Origin of the sequence: Methylotenera sp. (assembly GCF_036401095.1) — a bacterium.
Lineage (GTDB): Bacteria > Pseudomonadota > Gammaproteobacteria > Burkholderiales > Methylophilaceae > Methylotenera.
In genome coordinates this window covers 40,653-58,981 of the sequence record NZ_DASWWA010000004.1, presented here as the reverse complement: position 1 = coordinate 58,981, position 18,329 = coordinate 40,653, and the positions used below count along the sequence as shown (strand labels likewise).

Here is an 18,329-nt window from a genome sequence, read left to right as displayed (position 1 = left end):
AAAAGCGGCTTATTAAGCCGCTTGGGTGTTGCTAGTTTAAGCTAAATGCCGATTAAGCATTTTTCTTACGGTTGTCTAAACTACAGGCAGTATTGGGGTTTGCGTGTAACAGCAACAAACCGCCAGCAATGGCTAAGTATTGCAATAGTGGCAATTTCAGTAATAGGGTTAAGCCCACGATATAAAATGCCATAACTAATGCAAAGGCTTTGGTTTTGTAACCTAATAATAAAGCTAAGCCACCGATACAGTTCACTAAAATAATGAGCGGGGCAAAAATGCCAGGCAAGCCCATGCTACCTAAACTAGCTTGATATTGCTGATATCCATCAGGATTATTAGTAAAACCAATAATCAGCACCACAACTTGAACTAAGAATAATTGTGATAATAAAACGCGTGCTGCAGTTGCTAAGTATTTTTGCATATAAAACCTTAATCATTAATTAAAGACCAAGGCTGCATAATGCCTGTTACTGCCAACGCTCGCAAGGGGTTAACATTGCAAGATAGTTTCAATATAGCGCAAGTCAGCTGGCAAACGCATGCACCACAACTGAGGGCGGTGCGTGAAACTGTGTTTATCAATGAACAGAGCGTGCCAGTAGAACTAGAGTGGGATGGCTTAGATCAACAAGCGCATCATTTGTTAGCGCTCAACGCTGTAGGCGAGCCCATAGGCTGCGCCAGATTGTTAAGTAATGGCAGTATAGGCCGCATGGCGGTATTAAAGCCCTGGCGCGGATTGGGTGTGGGCGTGGCCTTGCTGACGGCGGCGATAAATTATTACCAGCAGCGCGCACAGCCTGTGATTACGCTATCCGCACAAGTGCATGCGATTGCCTTTTATGAGAAGTTTGGTTTTAAGCTGTGTAGTGAGGCGTATATGGATGCCGGTATTTTGCACAGGGATATGCAGCGCATCGATGCTTCGTAGATTTAAGCGTTAAACACGCGTTTAAAATTAAAAAAGCCTGCACATTATTGAGCAGGCTTTTTTAATTTAGCCAGGCATAGCTGGCTGATGCGTATTATTTGTTCATTACGTACATAGTAACTTCAAAGCCAAAACGCATTTCTGTTGCTGCTGGTGTTGTCCACATAATGACTCTCCTGTTAGTTAAGTGACATCTAAATTGATGCTGTGCTTGTATGATTAGTATCATACCTAACAGTTGCAGCCTAGGCGTATGTAGTTTAATGAATGCAGCATCATGATTTTACGTAATTATTTAACTGACTGAGCTTGCGATAAATTTCTTAAATATCCGTAATTAATAGATAATACTGATAGTTATTAGGAGTTTACATGGGTTTAGATGCACGTACTGTCATGGTGATGTTTTCCATGCTGGCGTTTATGTTTTTCTGCTTGTTTGAATTAGCAGGTTTGCGCGTAGGTAATATACGTGGCGTTAGGCAATGGGCGATTGCTAACCTATGTATCAGCCTAGGGTTTAGCCTCGCTTATTTTTATGGGCAAACAACGCCGGGGCGTGAGTGGGCAACTGTGATAGGGGTATCTCTAATTGCAACGGGGGCTGGCTTACAATTAACTGGAATACAAACCTTTAAAGAGCAACCAGTTTGCTGGCGCATATTGGTGCCGCTTATCGCGTTGATTCTATGCCTGAACACTTGGTTTAGCGTGATACACCCAGATTTTCATGCACGGGCGATTATTAATTCTTTTTTATTCTGCGCTATTTATGTTGCATGCGCGCGCGTACTGTTGGTGAGGGTGGAAGCTTCGCTGAAGGTGGCCTATTGGTTTACTGGAGTTTCCTTTTCGATACTAGCATTGTTAACGCTCGCGCGAGGTGTAGTGATACTGCTGTCGCCGGATGCGGTGATCGGCTTGCATGTAAACACACCCATTAATACCTTGCCATTTGTGATTGGTTGCCTGCTACAGTTTTGTGCGGCGTTTGGCCTGTTATTGATGCTGAATCACCGCCTGATTGCTGACGTTTACCAGATGGCGTCACGTGATGCGCTTACTGGTGTGCTTAATCGCCGACGTATTGAAGAAGAGGCCGTGCGCTTGAGGGCGCGTTGTATGCGCACTGGTGAGACCTTGGCGATTATGATGATTGATATTGATTTCTTTAAGTCTATTAATGATCGCTATGGGCACCCAGTTGGTGATAAGGTGTTGTGTGCACTAGCGGATATCGCACAAAAATCTATTCGTGCAGAGGATTATTTTGCCCGCTATGGCGGTGAGGAGTTCTGCATGCTGCTTACCTCCACAAACGAAAATGAAGCATTAGATTTGGCGGAGCGCTTGCGTTTGGCTTTTGCTGAGTTTAGCTTAGCCGTGGGTAAAGAGCGGCTTAATATTACAGTGAGTATTGGCGTGGCAGACTCAAGCGTGGTTGGTTTAGAGTTTGCCGATTTAGTGATGGCGGCGGATAAAGCGCTGTATTGTGCTAAAGAGGGCGGGCGTAACCAAGTAGCAACCTATTCCGAGATGGATATGTGCAGCACCGCTTGAGCTTAAGAGGATAAACCCAGCGTTTTTAAGTTGGCCACGCGCCCGTGGTACAGCGCAGACACTAAATCAGACTGTGTCACCATGCCCACTAAGCGGCGCTCATCATCAACTACAGGAATATGATGGTGAACCTTGGTTTGCGACATCAGCGGAATCAATTCAATAATATGCATATTGGCTGATGCTGTGACGGCTGGCGAGGTCATGATTTGACCTACCACTTCCGGTTTGTGCGAAGACAAGGTGTGGGTTCTGCGGATAAAGCTTTTGAGTTTAGTTTCAAAGCCTTCATATACTTCTAAATTGGCATGCTGCATAAAGTTGGCCTGGGTGATAATGCCAACCACACGCCGTGCTCGATCAATCACCGGCAGGGCTTTAATTTCATGCTGGCGCATAAGCAGCCAAGCATCCTCTAGCAAAGTACCGAACACGACGCTGACCACATTTTTAGACATAATATCTGCACAAACAATCTCACCAAAACGGCGCCGATAGGCGTGCATTTCGGTTTGTTGTAACAAGGTTTGCAAATCATCACGGCTTACGTCCAGCACTTGGTTGTATTCTTTGAGCACGGCATTTAAATCTTCAGTATTAAAGCCAAAGCGCATTTCAGCGGGAATATCCTTAGCTAGCTGCTGAGAAGCCTTTGCTGCGAGGTGTGGATAAGGGCGGCGTGTTGCATTGTTGAAAATAATGGCAACTAGTAACAGGATAAAAGAGTTAAGCGCGACCGGTGCCAACACAAACCAGTAACCCTGTGCATGAATAGTGGCTCCTCCTAGCACTGCGGTCAGTGCGACTGCGCCGCTGGGTGGGTGTATGCACCTTAATGCAAACATGGCCACAATGGAGAGGCTGACTGCGACAGCTGCGGCTGCGGCAGGGTGCCCAATCCACATGGCGCAAGTCACACCGATTAAGGCTGCTGTGGTATTGCCGCCAATAATTGACCACGGTTGAGCCAGTGGGCTTGAGGGTACTGCAAATAACAGTACGGCAGAGGCGCCCATCGGGGCAATAAGATAGGGGAGAGTGCTAGTATCACCCTCAATTAAAACGGTCACTAGGCCTGTTAATAAAATGCCGACAAAAGCGCCGACACCCGCGCGCAGGCGTTCGGTATGATTAACGGCAATGCGTTCTGGGACAAAGCCTTTTAGCCAGTTTTTAAGTTTATCCAAGCTTGTGAACCTAAGTAGATTTTTAAGGATATTACACTATGCACCAATTAAGCGCACCAGATTAGTGCGCGGCTGGCTCGTGTTACATGCCAGAGGTGCTTTATTTGCATGTAAATTGCTTAAAGCAGGGCTATTCTATAAAATCCTACTTTATAGAATAGCATCATTGATTTTATTCGTATTTTTCATCGTTTTATTTTCTCAAGGATTTCTCATGTCAAAAATCATTTTCAAAGCAGGCGAAGCTACTGTTTACTCAGAAGGTAAAGACGTTACCGCAGCAATGCCAGAAATCTTAATCGGCGCGGTTGATGGCCCAGTAGGCCAAGCGTTTGCAAACTTAATGGCACAAAGCAAAGGCCACACTGCAATGTTTGCGGTACGTGATATCAACCAATTAGTACGCCCAGTATGTATGACCGTACCAAAAGTAACATTAAAAGGCAGCACAGATGTAGCCTTGTTCGGTGGTGTGGTGCAAGCAGCTACTGCTGATGCGATCTTGGACTGTGTAATCGAAGGCATCATCCCTAAAGAGCAAGCAAATGATCTATGTATCATCAGCTTGGTGTGGATTGACCCAGGTTGTATCGAGCTAGAAAAGGCAGGCACTTTAGACAAAGCTGATATGTACAAAAACAACTACGATGCGACTAAATTGGCGATCAAACGTGCATTGAACGACGAGCCTAGCATTGATGAGTTGATTGCTAACCGCAACAAAATCAAACACTGCATGTGGGAAGATTCTTGGGATCAAAAATAAGATAGCTGATTACGCTATTTAGATACCTAAGCAATACCTGGCATTTAAAGTGTAGGTGAACAAAAAAGCGGCTGATGGCCGCTTTTTTTATTTCCTAATTAAGATATCACTGACACTGCGTGCCAGATTGAGTGCAGAAAAACCGGTTTTTAACCACTTGAGCACCCGGCTAGGGCGAATAACGCTGATGGCCGTGGTGACTCCTAGCATCAAAATAGGGTGCTGCCGTACATAACGCACCAGTTGAAAGCCACGATAAGCAATAGTTAAGGGTTTGCCTAAAGGTGCGATATCTTGTGCGAGTAAAGCACGTTGCGATGCTGCTTTAAGGATTAGTTTTTCACGGCGCTCGGCGATGGTTGCGCGTTTTGGGCTCACAAATCGCTCCTAGTCTCTACTGGTTTCTTGATGATCTTTTACCAGCTCAGCTAAGCTGGCTTCAAACATCCTAGGCATGGATTTAAGGGCGCGAATCGCTAGCGCACCAATAATGCCGCCAGTGAAAATAAACAAACCTGTGAGTAAGCTTAACACCAGCAAGCGATGGGTATCCCAAAATAAAACCACAATCAGAATTGCCAGCAGTACCATGCCAAAGCACAGGCAGAATAAGGCAACAAAGGTCATCGCTAGTAAGGAGATTAAACGCTCGCGTCCTTCTTCTAAGTCTGTGCTTAGTAGCTCAAGACGCGTGTGCACAATCCCGATACAGGTGTTGGTGAGCCTTTTTAGTGAGCCTAATAGCCCGTCATTGCTATTGCTATCACTCATTGTGATTAACGGCGGCCAATAAGTAAGCCAACCAATAAGCCAACGCCTGCTGCGATTCCTACTGCATGCCAAGGTTTGTCATGTACATAGTCGTCCGTTGCACGTGCTGCTGCTTTGGTTTTGGCAACTAGGGCTTCTTGTGCATCAGCTAATTTTTCTTTGGCAACAGCGAGAGATTCTTCAGTTTTTGCACGTAGATTCGCCATTGCTTCACCGCCTTGGCTAGCTGTCGCTTTTAGCAATGCCTCTGCATCAGCGATTACTACCTTGAAGTCGGCAATCAATTGTTCTTTAGAAACATCTACTGGTGAAGGTAAATTGTTGTTGTTCATTTATTTTTCTCCTTGTGCATTGTTGTTTTACAGAGGTCTGACCGCCATCTAAACATTAGATTCAATTTAATTGACGGTGATGATAGTTTTAATCCTACGCCTTGCTTGGCCAGAGGGCAAGAAGAGTGTGGTTAAGACTGATGCGCGCTAAGTTTTAATAGAATATTACGTACCGGGGTAGGTATGGCGGCACCAAGTGCGTCTTCTATCGGCAGCCAGATAGCAGTTGCTTCGCGTGCCTGTAATGCATGCTGGCTAACGGTAAGTGGCTGAGGCTTGATATGCAGCTTAAAATGCGTAAAAACGTGGCTGATGGTGGCTAGTGGCACGTCTACCGTTGCGTTGACGCCAAATTGATTGAGCACGGTCGCCGCGTAATCGTGGTTTTCGGTGTCATCCGACTCTGGAAAGCTCCATAAACCGCCCCATATGCCTGTGGGTGGGCGTTTCACCAGCATCACCTCATTGCCTTGCTGCAATATGAGCATGGTGGTGTTCTTCTCCGGGATGCTTTTTTTTGGTTTAGGTGTAGGTAATACTGAGGTCAGGTTTTGTTGACGTGCTAAACAGCTTTCATTTAAAGGACATTCCACACATTTAGGCTTGCTTCTGGTACACACGGTTGCACCCAAGTCCATCAGGCCTTGGGTGTAGGCTACCATGTCAGACTGCGGCAATAGGCTTTCAGCCAGCTGCCATAATGCTTTTTCAATTTTGGGCGCGCTAGTCCAGCCGCTGATAGCAAAGTGCCTAGCCAGCACGCGTTTAACATTGCCATCCAAAATGGTTTGCGCCTGATGAAAGGCAAACGAGGCGATTGCTGCGGCGGTGGAGCGGCCAATGCCAGATAGCGTTTGAATAGTGTCGAAATCTTGCGGGAACTGCCCTGCATGTTCATCCACTATGGTTTGTGCGGCATGGTGCAGATTACGCGCTCTTGAGTAGTAACCTAGGCCACTCCAGTACTGCAATACTTCATCTTGCGTGGCATGAGCTAAATCGGCAATGGTAGGGAAGCGCGCCATGAACTTGCCGTAGTAACCAATCACAGCTGATACTTGGGTTTGTTGCAGCATGATTTCAGATACCCAGATGGCATAAGGGTCTGTGGTATTTTGCCAAGGCAGGTCGTGCCGCCCGTGTATTTTTTGCCAAGAAATCAGGCGGCTGGCAAAGTCAGTCATGAATGAAGCTACTTTATAAAAATGAAAGTGGGATAGGGCTAAACAGCAGAAAAGTTGCTTAAAATTTAAACAGTTTTTTAAGTTTTTGCTCTGCTTTTTCTTTCGCTAGCTCTTCAGTTGATTTTGGCTGTTCTGCAGTGCTGCCGTCTGCTGGCGTGGTAGCGCTATCGGTCGATTTGTTTTTATCGAGCAAGCCTTTTAAGGCGTCTACTTTGTTACCATCACCCACTAACGCTTTCACAGCGCCGGCTTTGTCACCACCCACTTTGTCGATTAGGTTGGATTTGGCAATTGCAGTGCCCAGTGCAGCAAAGTCAATGCCGTATTTAGGCGCAGAAAAGGTGCCGGTCACTTTCACGGGGATAGATACACCGGCGAGTGAGTCTAGCTCTGCACCGCCTTGGCCTTTAAGGGATTTAACAATCGTGGGTTTCGCTAAGTAGTTGATGGTTTCGTTAGCAATATCTACATCGCCACGGCTATCGCCTTTGGCTAAGCGCAGAATAGGCGCTTTCATAGCAAGGTCTTCGTTGTGGGCTACCCCATTTTTAATGTTAAATGATGCTGTAAGTTCGCTAAAGTCAGTTTTTTGCGTTTGGTCAGCACCAATGCTGCTTTTGTCCTTAAAAATATTGATTTTAGACTTGGCGTTGCGGATGGTGCCAGCAATGTCGATACCCTTAACCGCGCCATCAGCCAGTTGCAGTGAAGATGTACCATTGAGTGCTTTTTTCATGGCGCCTACGGTATTACCCGCTGCCGTTACGTCAACGCTAAGTGTACCTTTACCGTCTAACATATCGTTATTAATGGCATCTACCAACAAAGGACCAATGGCAATGCCTTTCATGTCTTGCTTAAAGGCGATGCTGGGTGTGCTGCGTGCGTCTACCCTAAGCGAGCCATTCATACTGCCTTGATACAAATTTGCAGAGAGTGGCGCAATGGTGGCAACGCCATCAGCAGCTTTTAAATCCACACGCACATTTGAAGCCTTGGTTTTGCCGTACCTTAAGTTGCCAATACGGATAGAGCCATTGGCGTTTAGCGCTTTCAGTGCTCTTAAATCCAGCGGCGCATCGCCAGTGTTAGCTTGGGCTTTGGTTTCGGTGGCTGGTTTGTCGCTGGCAATGATGTATTTATCCAGATTCAACTGGTCAATATCAAGGTCAAAGCTGTAAAGCGGCTTGTGGAACTGGCTAATGCCCAGGCCGCCTTTGATTTGGCTATCGTCAAACTTCACATTCAAACCGGATAGTGTCAGTTTTTGACCATCGGCTTTCACGTTAACATTAAGGCCAGATAAGCGATATTTGTCGTAACTGATTTGACCAATATTGATTTTGCCGTCTAACAGTAAATTAGCCAATGCCGACATGTCTGCTGGCTTCTGGCTGGCGGCTGTTGTCTGTTTGGCTTCCGCTTTCTGTGCATGGTTGGAGCCTAAAAGCTTGTTTAAATCCAAGGCATCAGCAGTTAAATTAAACTGGATATTGGGTTTTTTAAAGTTGGCTAGTGCCACATTGCCGTTAAGCTTGGTGTTATCCACATTCATCAAGAACTTGCTATGCACTTGCTCTTGTTTGGCGTCCGCATGCAGACTTAAATCAAAGCTCACTTTGGCGCTACCATTGGGGATGGCAGGGTCTTTAATATCGATATTGCCAGCGAATTTTGGCAAGTCAAAAATCAGGCTTTCCAGATTGCCTTGGAACGGAGATGAAAACTTGCCGTTAATGCTGCGCTTGCCTTGTGTGCCAGCAATGTCACCACTGATGCCGCTGCTTTGTAATGCCTTAGGTGAGCCTTTAATATCCGCCAGTGTTAGGTTGGCTTTAAAGTTATCACTCGCTTTTTCTTGGCTTAAGCTCACGGTGATTTTTTTGCTGGTGACTTCATCCTTTTGTGCAACCAGTGCGGGTGCGTTTAAATCCAAGGCGACTTTGGCACCGTCAAATTGGCCGGCTAAGGCTAATTTCAAGCTATCGATTAAGAACTCATGTGTTTCAGGTTTGGCATCCACATCACCACTCAGGGTGACTGCTACATCTTTACCACCTAGCAAGTCGCCTTTAATGCTGGCGTCTAGGTTTTTTGCGGCAAAGTGTTTAGCCTCTGGGTCTGCCAGGAACGTACCCTTGAGTTTTACATCAGCCGCCAGCGCTGGTTGATTTGCCGTTGCACTAAAGTCAGTGGCTAAATCAATTGGCTCAGCTAATGCAATATGGCCAGAGGTTAAATTGAATTTAGAAAGTGCATATTTTGCACCTGTACCTTCATCGGTATAGTTGACTGCAGAGTTGGTAACTTTAACGCCATCTACATCAAACTTAATTTGCTCTGACTCTTCTTCATCTTTGCTGAGCAAGTCATCAAAGTTAGTGGTGCCGTCTTTATATTTAATGATATTGGCCTGAGCGCCATCAATGTAAACGGTATCTACCACCAGCTCTTTTTTAAGCAAGGGCAGCAGTGCCAGCGCCACTTTTGCGCCTTGAATCGAAGCAAAGGTTTGGTCAGACTTATGTTCAGAGATGGAAAGCTTGCCTAAATCTGCGCCAATTTTTGGCCAGAAAGCGAGCTTGATATCCCCCTCAATATTCAGGGTGCGCTGTTTTTTCTCTTGCACCAGTTTAATGATGAGCGGCTTGTAATCATTGGGGTTAAATGTTGCGGAGATGATGGCAACGGCCAGAACCAGCAAGGCAACCACGCCAGCTACGCCATAGAGACCGTATTTTAATAATTTTTTCATGATGTCACCTTTGTTAGCCATACTGCTAATGCACATGTTGTGATTATCAGTATATGCACGTTCATATTGTTGTTTTTACTTTAGTGTACAGTCCAGTCCACCAAGCCTGTATACGCCGTTAGCAGTACGATTCCACCAAACGCAAGGCGATACCATGCAAAAATCGTAAAGTCATGGTTGCTGACATAGCGAATAAGCGCTCTAACCGCAATCATGGCACTAATGAAAGAAAATATAAACCCCATTGCCCATGCGCCCATGTCATCCATGCTGAGCAGGGCGCGGTCTTTGTACATAGAATAAATAGAGGCTATGCCTAAGGTTGGGACAGCGAGGAAAAATGAAAATTCCGCAGCTGCTTTGCGCGATAAGCCAAAAAACAGCCCGCCGATGATGGTTGAGCCGGAACGCGACATGCCTGGAATCAGCGCAACTGCTTGTGCTAAGCCAAGTTTTAACGCATCCACAGGGCGAATGTCATCCACGGTTTCTATGGTGACTTTGTGTGTGCGCTTTTCTGCCCATAAAATAATAAAAGCGCCAATAATAAATGCCAAGGCAACCGGTACCGGTTTAAACAGGTGAGTTTTGATGATGCTGCCAAAAGCCAATCCCAAGATGGCAAGTGGCAAGAACGCGATGCTCAAGTTAATGAATAAGCGGTTGGCAATGGGGTCGCGGCCTAGGCCAGCAAATGTACTGACAAAACGCGTACGGTATTCCCACACTACCGCCAAGATAGCGCCTAATTGAATGGCAATATCAAATACGTTGCGTTTTTCATGGTCCATGAAATTGAGCAGGTCACCGGCCAAGATCAAATGCCCGGTGCTGGAGATAGGCAAGAACTCAGTCGCGCCCTCAACAATGCCTAGTAAGGCGGCCTTAAGTAGTAACAAGATATCCATATGCTGATTTTAATAAATAAAGTGATTGGTAAGCAGTAAAAGAGCTTACAGGCAAAGGTTAACGTACAGTAATTTTAGTGTGTGCATTGCTTGGCACCATGATGCCAAGCATGTGAATATTGAACAGAAACGGCGCCTAAGCGCCGTTTCTACTTTGGTGCTGTTATTTAAGCATACCCATGACGGCTGTTAGCAGGCTGCCTGAGTTGCTGTCTACTTCACCGTTTGGTGTCATTTTGTCGATGGCCTGTGGTAAGTATTCTGCAATTTTCTCGCTGATATCACTAGGTGACATCGTTAGCTTTTCGGCAATGCCGGCAATGCTGTCGCGACCTAGCACTTCAATCACTTGTTCGGCAGAAATTGGCAGATTATCGCCTTTGCTAATCCAGGACGCAGCTTGTTCGGCCAAGCCAGCTTCATTGAATTTGGCAACTACACCCTCTAAGCCACCGTTCTGCTTAAACAGATCCATGGCGATTTGCAGCATAGCGCCTTTATCACCGCCCATATTACTTAACACTGCGCCAGCTAAACTATCAAATAATCCCATGATAAAACCTCGCTATCAATAATTAATCATTAAGCCAGATGCTACATTAAAAGCGCTCATCGTTGCGTAAATATCGCCATTCGCCAACCGGTAATTTACCTAAAGTTACACTGCCGATACGAATACGTTTTAAGCCCACTACGTGTAAACCCACCATTTCACACATACGGCGGATTTGGCGTTTTTTGCCCTCACGTAATACAAAGCGTAATTGGTCTTCATTTTGCCAGCTTACTTTGGCTGGTTTTAACTTTTCACCATCTAAGCTTAAGCCGTAGTTCAAGCGTTTTAAGTCAGCATCGCTAAGCTCACCGGTCACGCGTACTAAATATTCTTTTTCTACGGTAGAGTCTTCACCAATCAAGTGGCGCGCAACGCGGCCGTCCTGAGTGAGTACTAACATCCCGGTAGAGTCAATATCCAGGCGGCCAGCTGGCGCCAGGCCCTGTAGCATGCCGCGGTGGAATTGTTTAGGGTGATGGTGGTGTAACTCTGGGTCGTCTTCCCATTGGTTGTCTGGGTGTATCAATACAATCGCTGGTTGATACCCATCTTCAGCCTGACCGCTTACATAGCCCACAGGCTTGTGCAGAATAATCGTCACGTTTTCAGCTTGGTATTCCTGTGCGTAACTGCTGATAATGATTTCAGCATCAGGTTTGATGCGTGAGCCTAGTGTTTCAATAATCTCACCGTCTACTTTTACCCAGCCGTTGCTAATCCACTCATCCGCTTCGCGGCGTGAACATAAGCCGCGTTCGGCCATCACTTTAGATAAGCGTGGTAAATCTGGTTGGCTGGCATTGGCTTTAGCAGCAAATGCTTCTTTATTGGTGCGGGTTTTATCAAACTCGCTAGCTACAAAGCCATCGCGCACTTTACCGCCACGACGTGGTGGGTTGCGGTAAGCGCCTTCACGGTCTGCTCTATCGCGGGTGGTTTGCATGCTGTCTAATTTGTGAGCATCTGGTCTGCGCGCATCCGGATTAATCGGGCGCGGTGACGGTGCACGGCTATCTGGTGTTTGTGCTTTAGGTGCAGAGGACGTGTGTAACGAACCATCATGACGATGGTTACGCTGACGTGGCGTATCTTGATACGAAGGTCTTGCTTGATCTCTAGTTTGGTCTCTAGATTCATTTCTGGCACGCACAGGTGCGCTTGCTTCTGGAGCGCTAGGGCGTTGTGGCCTAACTGGTGCAGTTGTTCTATCACGCGTAGGCGTGTTTGTGCGGCGTACAGGTGCTTTACTTGCCACATTGCTTGGGGCATCACCAGATTTTTTTGAGAGTTTTAGAGTAGTCAAAAGTTTTTTCCTTGAATGTTGCTATTTTACGCCTTTTTTATTGGCTAGGCGTGAATACAATTGATTGAATTAAAAACAAAATAGCCGGCAGATGGCTGGCTATTTTTAATCACATCAAGGTTGAAGCTTAGTTAAAAGTGACTAAAGGCAATTGTGCTTTTTAATTGATTGAGCGGTTAGTTGCAGCACTTACGGTAACGTAAGGCCTATGTTTTAGTGATCATCCTTACCAAACCACACGCTTTTCAGTTTGGTTATTTTATACAATAAGCCGGTATTCTCATTAGAAAGCGTATCTAAGAATAGCGATAGCCTGCGTGATTTAATCACTGTGTAAAAGGTGAGTATGCTCACCGGTACAAAGATGCCTACAAAATAGGCGAATTTTTCTAAGATAGTTGTTTGAGAGAAGTCAAAAATATTCATGCCTAGTAAGCCGCTGGTCATGGTGCCGATTAAACCTAAAATTGTGACTACCGTTAGTCTCACTACCGTATCTGCTTGACGTTTAATTTCTTCGCCTTCTAAATATTCAGCCATATCCATAATGCGGCTACGCGTTTTTTTAAATAAATCTAGCGTGTTTAATTGTTTATGCATCATGGCAAATATATCTTTTGCGACGGCCTGGTCTGATACGCTTTCAAACCAATAGCGATGGGTGAATCGCAAAAACACGCCCATCACATTACGGATGCTTTGCCTAAAGGTTTTGATAGAAGTCTCATCTTCGATGTTTAAGCGGCTAATGGCTTGTACCATGCGGTCTGACAGCATTAGCAGGGCTGCTTTTTGAAAGTGTGCGATTAAAAACAGCAAGAAATATTGGCTTTGATAATTGCGTTTAATGCCAGTTCTTTCATTGGTATACACGCGGTGTTGTTTACTGCCAACCACAATAAAATTTTGCCCCGTACACATAATGCGAGTGGTGCTCCACGGGTCGCTTTTATTGCTATCCCAGTAGCGGTCGTAGCAGTGCTTTTGTTCAAAATTGCTTAAAAACTCTTCGGTAAATGGTAGCGTTTCAGAATCCCACGGCTGAGTGACCAAGCCTAAACGTATCAAATCGCCTCGGGTGAGGTTGCTGATGTCTTCAAACGCTAGGTACGCCATTAATGGCATGCGCTGATATTCAATTTCTCGATAGCGAATTTCGCCCTCTTGGCTGGAGTAATGCTGCACTAATGGGTGCATCAAGAACTCCCAGTGTAAAGAAACGCAGGGTACGTGGTTATCTTTTACAAATGATAAATATCGGGATTTGTCTTGATAGTCAGAGCATGCAAGCACCTGTCCTTGTTTATCTAACCACTCAATGCTTTTTGCGCAGTGACCAGCATCGCCATTTTCTTCCCAATAATTAGGGTAGGTGCGCCCTAAGCGGTACAAAATCTCCATGGCATGATTGAGCTGGATATTTTCTCCGGTGACTTCAAGCGCTAAAAAAGCGACATCGATATCATAGAAAAAATACAACTCAATATGGGCTACCTTTAATACGATAGGGGCTTCGTGATTATTGAGCGTAATGCGTACCTGATTCACGTCAGAACGTGAAAAAATATGAATTGGCGACTCACCATAGCCGCCAGATTCGCGCCCATGTTTGCCTTCGCCATATAAAAAGCGCTGCGCAAACGGCATGAACGTAACAAACTCTTGGTAACGTACTTCACTTAAAGATTGTTTGGCTAATGAAAATTCGTCTTGGATTTCTTGCCAAGGACAGTTTTCAGCTTTAAGGATATCCCACGGGCGCTGGATCTTCTGGCTATTGGATTCTGAAATCAGTTGTACAGGCCAAAGTAGGGTTTGCCTAAAGTCAGCAACGATAGTGGATTCGATATTGTTCACAACGCAGCCAGATCTAAGATAAAAGAGGATAGCAAAAGTTTAGCATAATGCAGATTGGCTGAAATACACGCATAGATAAAGCAGATAAATAAGATTAAAGACAGAAATCCTATGCTAAAAGTAAAAAAGCCAGCAAGAATGCTGGCTTTTTTACTGGCTAAGAAGTTTATTTAAACTTACAAATAAACCCAGAAAAAGGTGTTTAGACCTTTTGGTAGACTTCAGAACCTTTTTTCACAAACTCAATGGCTTTCTCTTGCATGCCTTTGGTCAGCGCTTCTTGTTCAGAAACACCTTGCTCAGCTGCGTAATCACGTACGTCTTGTGAGATTTTCATTGAGCAGAAGTGTGGGCCGCACATTGAGCAGAAGTGCGCTTGTTTTGCACCTTCTTGTGGCAATGTTTCATCGTGGAATTCTTTAGCTTTCTCTGGGTCTAGGCCTAGATTGAACTGGTCTTCCCAGCGGAATTCGAAACGTGCTTTTGATAATGCATTGTCACGGATTTGTGCGCCTGGGTGGCCTTTTGCTAAGTCTGCCGCATGCGCAGCGATCTTGTAGGTGATGATACCAACACGCACGTCTTCTTTGTCCGGCAAGCCTAAATGCTCTTTCGGCGTTACGTAGCAAAGCATTGCACAGCCGTACCAGCCGATCATCGCGGCACCGATACCAGAGGTGATATGGTCATAACCCGGCGCGATGTCCGTAGTTAATGGGCCTAAGGTATAGAACGGGGCTTCACCGCAATGCTCAAGTTGCAAGTCCATGTTCTCTTTAATGAGGTGCATAGGTACGTGGCCTGGGCCTTCGATCATACATTGCACGTCATGCTTCCAAGCGATTTGGGTCAATTCACCCAATGTTTTCAATTCTGCAAATTGTGCTTCATCGTTGGCATCGTAGATTGAGCCTGGACGTAAGCCATCACCTAAGCTGAATGAAACGTCGTACTGTTTCATGATTTCACAGATGTCTTCAAAGTGCTCGTACAAGAAAGACTCTTTATGGTGCGCCAAACACCATTTCGCCATGATAGAACCACCGCGTGACACGATACCGGTCATACGTTTTGCTGTCATCGGGATGTAAGCCAAGCGTACACCTGCATGGATAGTGAAGTAATCCACACCTTGCTCTGCTTGCTCGATCAATGTGTCGCGGAAGATTTCCCAAGTTAGGTCTTCAGCTTTACCGTTTACTTTTTCCAAAGCTTGATAGATAGGCACAGTACCGATAGGCACTGGTGAGTTACGGATAATCCACTCGCGTGTTTCATGGATGTTTTTGCCGGTTGATAAATCCATTACGGTATCGCCACCCCAACGTGTACTCCACACCATTTTTTCTACTTCTTCAGAGATAGAAGAACCTAATGCTGAGTTGCCGATGTTAGCGTTGATTTTTACCAAGAAGTTACGGCCGATAATCATAGGCTCGATTTCTGGGTGGTTGATGTTCAGTGGGATGATAGCGCGGCCGCGAGCCACTTCATCACGCACGAACTCTGGTGTAATCATTTTAGGGATGTTTGCACCGAAATCTTGACCTGGGTGTTGTGTTTGCAACAGCTCGCTCATGTTTTCGCGGCGTTGATTTTCACGAATAGCAATGAACTCCATCTCAGGAGTGATAATGCCTTTACGTGCATAGTGCATTTGCGATACGTTTTGGCCTGCTTTAGCGCGCAATGGTTTGCGGTGCAGGTTGAAGCGCATTTCTGAAAGCTCAGGGTCAACTAAACGTTGGTGACCAAACTCTGAAGTAGGGCCGTCTAATTGCTCTACATCGCCACGTTCCATAATCCAGCCGGTACGTAATGCAGGTAAGCCGTTACGGATGTCGATGCTGATGGTTGGGTCTGTGTATGGGCCTGAGGTGTCATAAACAACAACTGGTGGGTTTTTTTCTGCGCCAAAAGCAGAAGGGGTGTCGCTTAATGAAATTTCGCGAAACGGTACGCGAATGTCTGGGCGTGAGCCTTCAACATAAACTTTGCGTGATTTGGCAAAAGGGGTGGTTGCGCTCTCATCAACAGAGGCAGTTTCATTAAGAAACTTGGTAAGATTTTTATCGGTGGCGTTCAAGTGTGGCTCCTAGCAAAAACGTAAGGAGCAGGAAAACTGCGTGCCCCTTACTAGTATATTTGTAGGAAAGCGGATTGATGCTTTCCTACGGCGGCATGACCCGCATCAGGTTCGAAGGGTATATCTCACTGTATTTAGGTAAAAATACAGACCCCTAGCAATTAGCGAAATATACGCTAAATTTGCTATAAAACCAAGTGTTTAAGTCAAGTGTTTAATTGGCGTAACCTGTGTATTAAAGTAAGGTGCGAGATTACCGTAACTATTTAAGGGTGCCAGCCACGCATTGTCACGCCTGCGGTTGCTGTAGCTGTACGGCTAAATTGGTTTTTGATGCTATATACTTAAAAATCAGTCGCTGTGAGCGTTTTTTGGTACACTTGTATTGTACGTATCGTATTTAACTCAAACTTAAATGGTATTGGTGAGATTATGGCTTTAGCTATCTATATCGGTTATTACCTTGTGGCGATTACAGCGCTCTTTTTTCATTTCACTGGTCATTTGGAGCGTTGGGGTATGGAGTGGGTGATTTTGGTGTTGGCGGCAACTGTATTTCCTGTGGTGCTTTACGTTTAAGCCCTTACCTTTGAATCTGCCGTCGTACCTCTAACCCTTCATTATTTTCTTGTCACAAACTCACGCGCCAGTCTTGCTTGTTTTTTCAGGCCGAGGTTAACAGCGCTTGGCAGTACACCATTGAGCCAAGCGAAGAACGTTTCTGGTTGACCAATAAATACTTCCTGCTTTTCATGTTCAATTGCTTTCACAACAATTTGTGCCACTTTTTCCGGTTCATCAATATTGCCGCCAGTTTTAGCCAGCATCGCTAGCGTTGCGGCATCGTTCATGGTTGTGTTGACGCCACGCGGGGCAATATAGGTAACGCCAATATTGGTATCGCACAATTCGCGGCGTAGGGCTTGTGAAAAGCCGTGTACTGCAAATTTGGTGGCACAGTAGGTGGCATAGTGCGGAAAGCCTAATGAGCCCAAAACAGAGCCTATCATCACCAGCTGGCCTTGATTGTTAGATTTAAAGTGCGGTAACAGCGCATTGGTTAGTTGAATCGGCGCGGTGACGTTGGTTTGTACCATTTGCGCTATGCGCTCAGGGCTTTGGTCTTCAAATTGAATAAAATCCAGAATCGCTGCATTGTTGATTAGCACATCTATGCCATCAAATAAGTGCAGGGCTTGTTGCGCCACTTGCTGTACGCTGCCAGCGGCTTCTAAATCAGCCACAATGGTTTTGGCCTTGCCGCCTTTGTCTTGAATTTGTTGGCTTAATGCAGCGAGTTTGTTGCTATCGCGCCCGACTAGGATCATGTTGGCGCCTTTGCGTGCCAGCATCAGCGCTAGATGTTTGCCTATGCCGCCAGTGGCGCCAGTGAGTAGAATGCATTTGTTTTTTAGTTGCATATAGTGACTCTATTTAAGTAACCCTATTCAATCTTGCATGTATTCAGCTTCTATTGTACGGAATATATTGCCATATAATCTATAAAATGTTTTAGCACTATGAATCAGTAAGGCTTGGTCTTCAGCATTGCTGACTTGGTTCATTAAGCTCTCATAAAAAGTAACGTGGCTAATATCAAGTGAGCCATGCGAGAGTAAGTAGCTAAAGGCTTTTTTCGGCAGATTTAATGACTGCATGAGTGCTTCACCCGCATGCGTGGCAACCGCAGTGCTGGTGCCTTCTAACACCAGTACCATGCCAAAAAAGCCAACCGGGTTCACGCGGTTAATCATGTCGTAGGCATAGGCTACCATGACTTCGGTGGCGAAACTCGGGCTGTGGCTTGCTGTAGTGCTATGACGTACTGCCTCTTTATCGCCACCACATGCTTCAATATCATTGAGCACCCATTCCTGATGCCCCATTTCTTCTTCAATATATTCACCGATGGCAGTGCGCAGCCATTCATAATGCGCTGGCAGGCGGCCGCCGCATGCCATAAGCAGAGGGGTGGTGTGCTTCACATGGTGGTAAGCCTGGGTTAAAAACCCTATATAAGTTTCGCGTGAAATCTTGCCGGTAGCGCCTCTGGTAATGAGCGGCAGGCTGAGTAGTTCATTGCGTTCCTTTTCAGTGGTCTGTAGTAATCTTTGGTAAAAGTTCATA

General features: G+C 45.7%; 19 protein-coding genes and 1 riboswitch. Of the genes, 4 read left to right on the top strand and 15 right to left on the bottom strand.

Going from position 1 to position 18,329, the window contains the following annotated elements; translation table 11 throughout:
* Positions 1–52: 52 nt before the first annotated feature.
* Positions 53–427 carry a DoxX family protein gene (locus tag VGD82_RS04945; protein ID WP_331019346.1) on the bottom strand — a complete coding sequence of 125 codons (375 nt, stop codon included), beginning with the start codon at positions 425–427 and terminating at the stop codon, positions 53–55.
* 39 nt (positions 428–466) lie between these two features.
* Between VGD82_RS04945 and VGD82_RS04940 the strand changes: the two genes are divergently transcribed.
* Positions 467–937: a GNAT family N-acetyltransferase gene (locus tag VGD82_RS04940; protein WP_331019345.1), complete on the top strand. Its 471-nt coding sequence runs from the start codon at positions 467–469 to the stop codon at positions 935–937.
* A 94-nt stretch (positions 938–1,031) separates the two neighbouring features.
* Here VGD82_RS04940 and pqqA read toward each other — a convergent pair whose 3' ends face one another.
* Positions 1,032–1,103, bottom strand: coding sequence for a pyrroloquinoline quinone precursor peptide PqqA (pqqA, locus tag VGD82_RS04935; RefSeq protein WP_012777389.1), 72 nt, complete (start codon positions 1,101–1,103; stop codon positions 1,032–1,034).
* A 206-nt stretch (positions 1,104–1,309) separates the two neighbouring features.
* On the opposite strand from pqqA, the gene VGD82_RS04930 reads away from it, so the two are divergent.
* Positions 1,310–2,497, top strand: a complete 1,188-nt coding sequence (locus tag VGD82_RS04930; RefSeq protein ID WP_331019344.1) for a GGDEF domain-containing protein — start codon at positions 1,310–1,312, stop codon at positions 2,495–2,497.
* Positions 2,498–2,499: 2 nt separating this feature from the next.
* Here the strand turns inward: VGD82_RS04930 and VGD82_RS04925 are convergent, their stop codons facing one another.
* A complete protein-coding gene (locus VGD82_RS04925; RefSeq protein ID WP_331019343.1) occupies positions 2,500–3,684 on the bottom strand; it encodes an HPP family protein in 1,185 nt (394 codons plus the stop codon).
* Positions 3,685–3,898: 214 nt separating this feature from the next.
* Here VGD82_RS04925 and fae point away from each other — a divergent pair, with 214 nt between their 5' ends.
* Positions 3,899–4,450: a formaldehyde-activating enzyme gene (fae, locus tag VGD82_RS04920; RefSeq protein ID WP_331019342.1), complete on the top strand. Its 552-nt coding sequence runs from the start codon at positions 3,899–3,901 to the stop codon at positions 4,448–4,450.
* 87 nt (positions 4,451–4,537) lie between these two features.
* On the opposite strand, the gene VGD82_RS04915 is transcribed toward fae, so the two are convergent.
* The 10 genes from VGD82_RS04915 to thiC all read right to left on the bottom strand — a co-directional run bounded on the left by VGD82_RS04915 (position 4,538) and on the right by thiC (position 16,202).
* Positions 4,538–4,828, bottom strand: a complete 291-nt coding sequence (locus VGD82_RS04915) for a YqjK-like family protein (protein ID WP_135276853.1) — start codon at positions 4,826–4,828, stop codon at positions 4,538–4,540.
* A gap of 9 nt (positions 4,829–4,837) precedes the next feature.
* Complete coding sequence (locus VGD82_RS04910) at positions 4,838–5,221, bottom strand: phage holin family protein (protein WP_331019341.1); 384 nt, start codon at positions 5,219–5,221, stop codon at positions 4,838–4,840.
* A gap of 5 nt (positions 5,222–5,226) precedes the next feature.
* Positions 5,227–5,553 carry a DUF883 family protein gene (locus VGD82_RS04905; protein WP_331019340.1) on the bottom strand — a complete coding sequence of 109 codons (327 nt, stop codon included), beginning with the start codon at positions 5,551–5,553 and terminating at the stop codon, positions 5,227–5,229.
* Positions 5,554–5,684: 131 nt separating this feature from the next.
* Positions 5,685–6,737, bottom strand: coding sequence for an A/G-specific adenine glycosylase (gene mutY, locus VGD82_RS04900; protein WP_331019339.1), 1,053 nt, complete (start codon positions 6,735–6,737; stop codon positions 5,685–5,687).
* 58 nt (positions 6,738–6,795) lie between these two features.
* The gene (locus VGD82_RS04895; protein ID WP_331019338.1) at positions 6,796–9,492 is read right to left on the bottom strand and encodes an AsmA family protein; all 2,697 of its coding nucleotides are present in this window, start codon (positions 9,490–9,492) and stop codon (positions 6,796–6,798) included.
* 80 nt (positions 9,493–9,572) lie between these two features.
* Positions 9,573–10,400, bottom strand: a complete 828-nt coding sequence (locus VGD82_RS04890; protein WP_331019337.1) for an undecaprenyl-diphosphate phosphatase — start codon at positions 10,398–10,400, stop codon at positions 9,573–9,575.
* A 163-nt stretch (positions 10,401–10,563) separates the two neighbouring features.
* On the bottom strand, positions 10,564–10,953 hold the full coding sequence (locus VGD82_RS04885; protein ID WP_331019336.1) for a YidB family protein: 390 nt from the start codon (positions 10,951–10,953) through the stop codon (positions 10,564–10,566).
* 46 nt (positions 10,954–10,999) lie between these two features.
* A complete protein-coding gene (locus tag VGD82_RS04880) occupies positions 11,000–12,259 on the bottom strand; it encodes a pseudouridine synthase (protein WP_331019335.1) in 1,260 nt (419 codons plus the stop codon).
* 213 nt (positions 12,260–12,472) lie between these two features.
* On the bottom strand, positions 12,473–14,116 hold the full coding sequence (locus tag VGD82_RS04875) for a hypothetical protein (protein ID WP_331019334.1): 1,644 nt from the start codon (positions 14,114–14,116) through the stop codon (positions 12,473–12,475).
* A gap of 202 nt (positions 14,117–14,318) precedes the next feature.
* The gene (gene thiC / locus VGD82_RS04870) at positions 14,319–16,202 is read right to left on the bottom strand and encodes a phosphomethylpyrimidine synthase ThiC (RefSeq protein ID WP_331019333.1); all 1,884 of its coding nucleotides are present in this window, start codon (positions 16,200–16,202) and stop codon (positions 14,319–14,321) included.
* A 65-nt stretch (positions 16,203–16,267) separates the two neighbouring features.
* Positions 16,268–16,368: riboswitch (TPP riboswitch) on the bottom strand.
* A 266-nt stretch (positions 16,369–16,634) separates the two neighbouring features.
* Between thiC and VGD82_RS04865 the strand changes: the two genes are divergently transcribed.
* Positions 16,635–16,781, top strand: coding sequence for a hypothetical protein (locus VGD82_RS04865; RefSeq protein ID WP_012777404.1), 147 nt, complete (start codon positions 16,635–16,637; stop codon positions 16,779–16,781).
* A gap of 41 nt (positions 16,782–16,822) precedes the next feature.
* Here VGD82_RS04865 and VGD82_RS04860 read toward each other — a convergent pair whose 3' ends face one another.
* Positions 16,823–17,623: an SDR family oxidoreductase gene (locus VGD82_RS04860; RefSeq protein WP_331019332.1), complete on the bottom strand. Its 801-nt coding sequence runs from the start codon at positions 17,621–17,623 to the stop codon at positions 16,823–16,825.
* Between the two features lie 27 nt (positions 17,624–17,650).
* Positions 17,651–18,328 carry an iron-containing redox enzyme family protein gene (locus VGD82_RS04855; RefSeq protein WP_331019331.1) on the bottom strand — a complete coding sequence of 226 codons (678 nt, stop codon included), beginning with the start codon at positions 18,326–18,328 and terminating at the stop codon, positions 17,651–17,653.
* Between the last annotated feature and the right edge of the window lies 1 nt (position 18,329).

What these genes read in the sequence shown, in the direction of transcription:
- VGD82_RS04945 (WP_331019346.1), bottom strand. Translation starts at nt 427, where the DNA reads ATGCAAAAATACTTAGCAACTGCAGCACGCGTTTTATTATCACAATTA.
- VGD82_RS04860 (WP_331019332.1), bottom strand. Translation starts at nt 17,623, where the DNA reads ATGCAACTAAAAAACAAATGCATTCTACTCACTGGCGCCACTGGCGGC.
- VGD82_RS04930 (WP_331019344.1), top strand. Translation starts at nt 1,310, where the DNA reads ATGGGTTTAGATGCACGTACTGTCATGGTGATGTTTTCCATGCTGGCG.
- VGD82_RS04940 (WP_331019345.1), top strand. Translation starts at nt 467, where the DNA reads ATGCCTGTTACTGCCAACGCTCGCAAGGGGTTAACATTGCAAGATAGT.
- VGD82_RS04855 (WP_331019331.1), bottom strand. Translation starts at nt 18,328, where the DNA reads ATGAACTTTTACCAAAGATTACTACAGACCACTGAAAAGGAACGCAAT.
- fae (WP_331019342.1), top strand. Translation starts at nt 3,899, where the DNA reads ATGTCAAAAATCATTTTCAAAGCAGGCGAAGCTACTGTTTACTCAGAA.
- VGD82_RS04895 (WP_331019338.1), bottom strand. Translation starts at nt 9,492, where the DNA reads ATGAAAAAATTATTAAAATACGGTCTCTATGGCGTAGCTGGCGTGGTT.
- mutY (WP_331019339.1), bottom strand. Translation starts at nt 6,737, where the DNA reads ATGACTGACTTTGCCAGCCGCCTGATTTCTTGGCAAAAAATACACGGG.
- VGD82_RS04905 (WP_331019340.1), bottom strand. Translation starts at nt 5,553, where the DNA reads ATGAACAACAACAATTTACCTTCACCAGTAGATGTTTCTAAAGAACAA.
- VGD82_RS04865 (WP_012777404.1), top strand. Translation starts at nt 16,635, where the DNA reads ATGGCTTTAGCTATCTATATCGGTTATTACCTTGTGGCGATTACAGCG.
- VGD82_RS04910 (WP_331019341.1), bottom strand. Translation starts at nt 5,221, where the DNA reads ATGAGTGATAGCAATAGCAATGACGGGCTATTAGGCTCACTAAAAAGG.
- VGD82_RS04885 (WP_331019336.1), bottom strand. Translation starts at nt 10,953, where the DNA reads ATGGGATTATTTGATAGTTTAGCTGGCGCAGTGTTAAGTAATATGGGC.
- VGD82_RS04890 (WP_331019337.1), bottom strand. Translation starts at nt 10,400, where the DNA reads ATGGATATCTTGTTACTACTTAAGGCCGCCTTACTAGGCATTGTTGAG.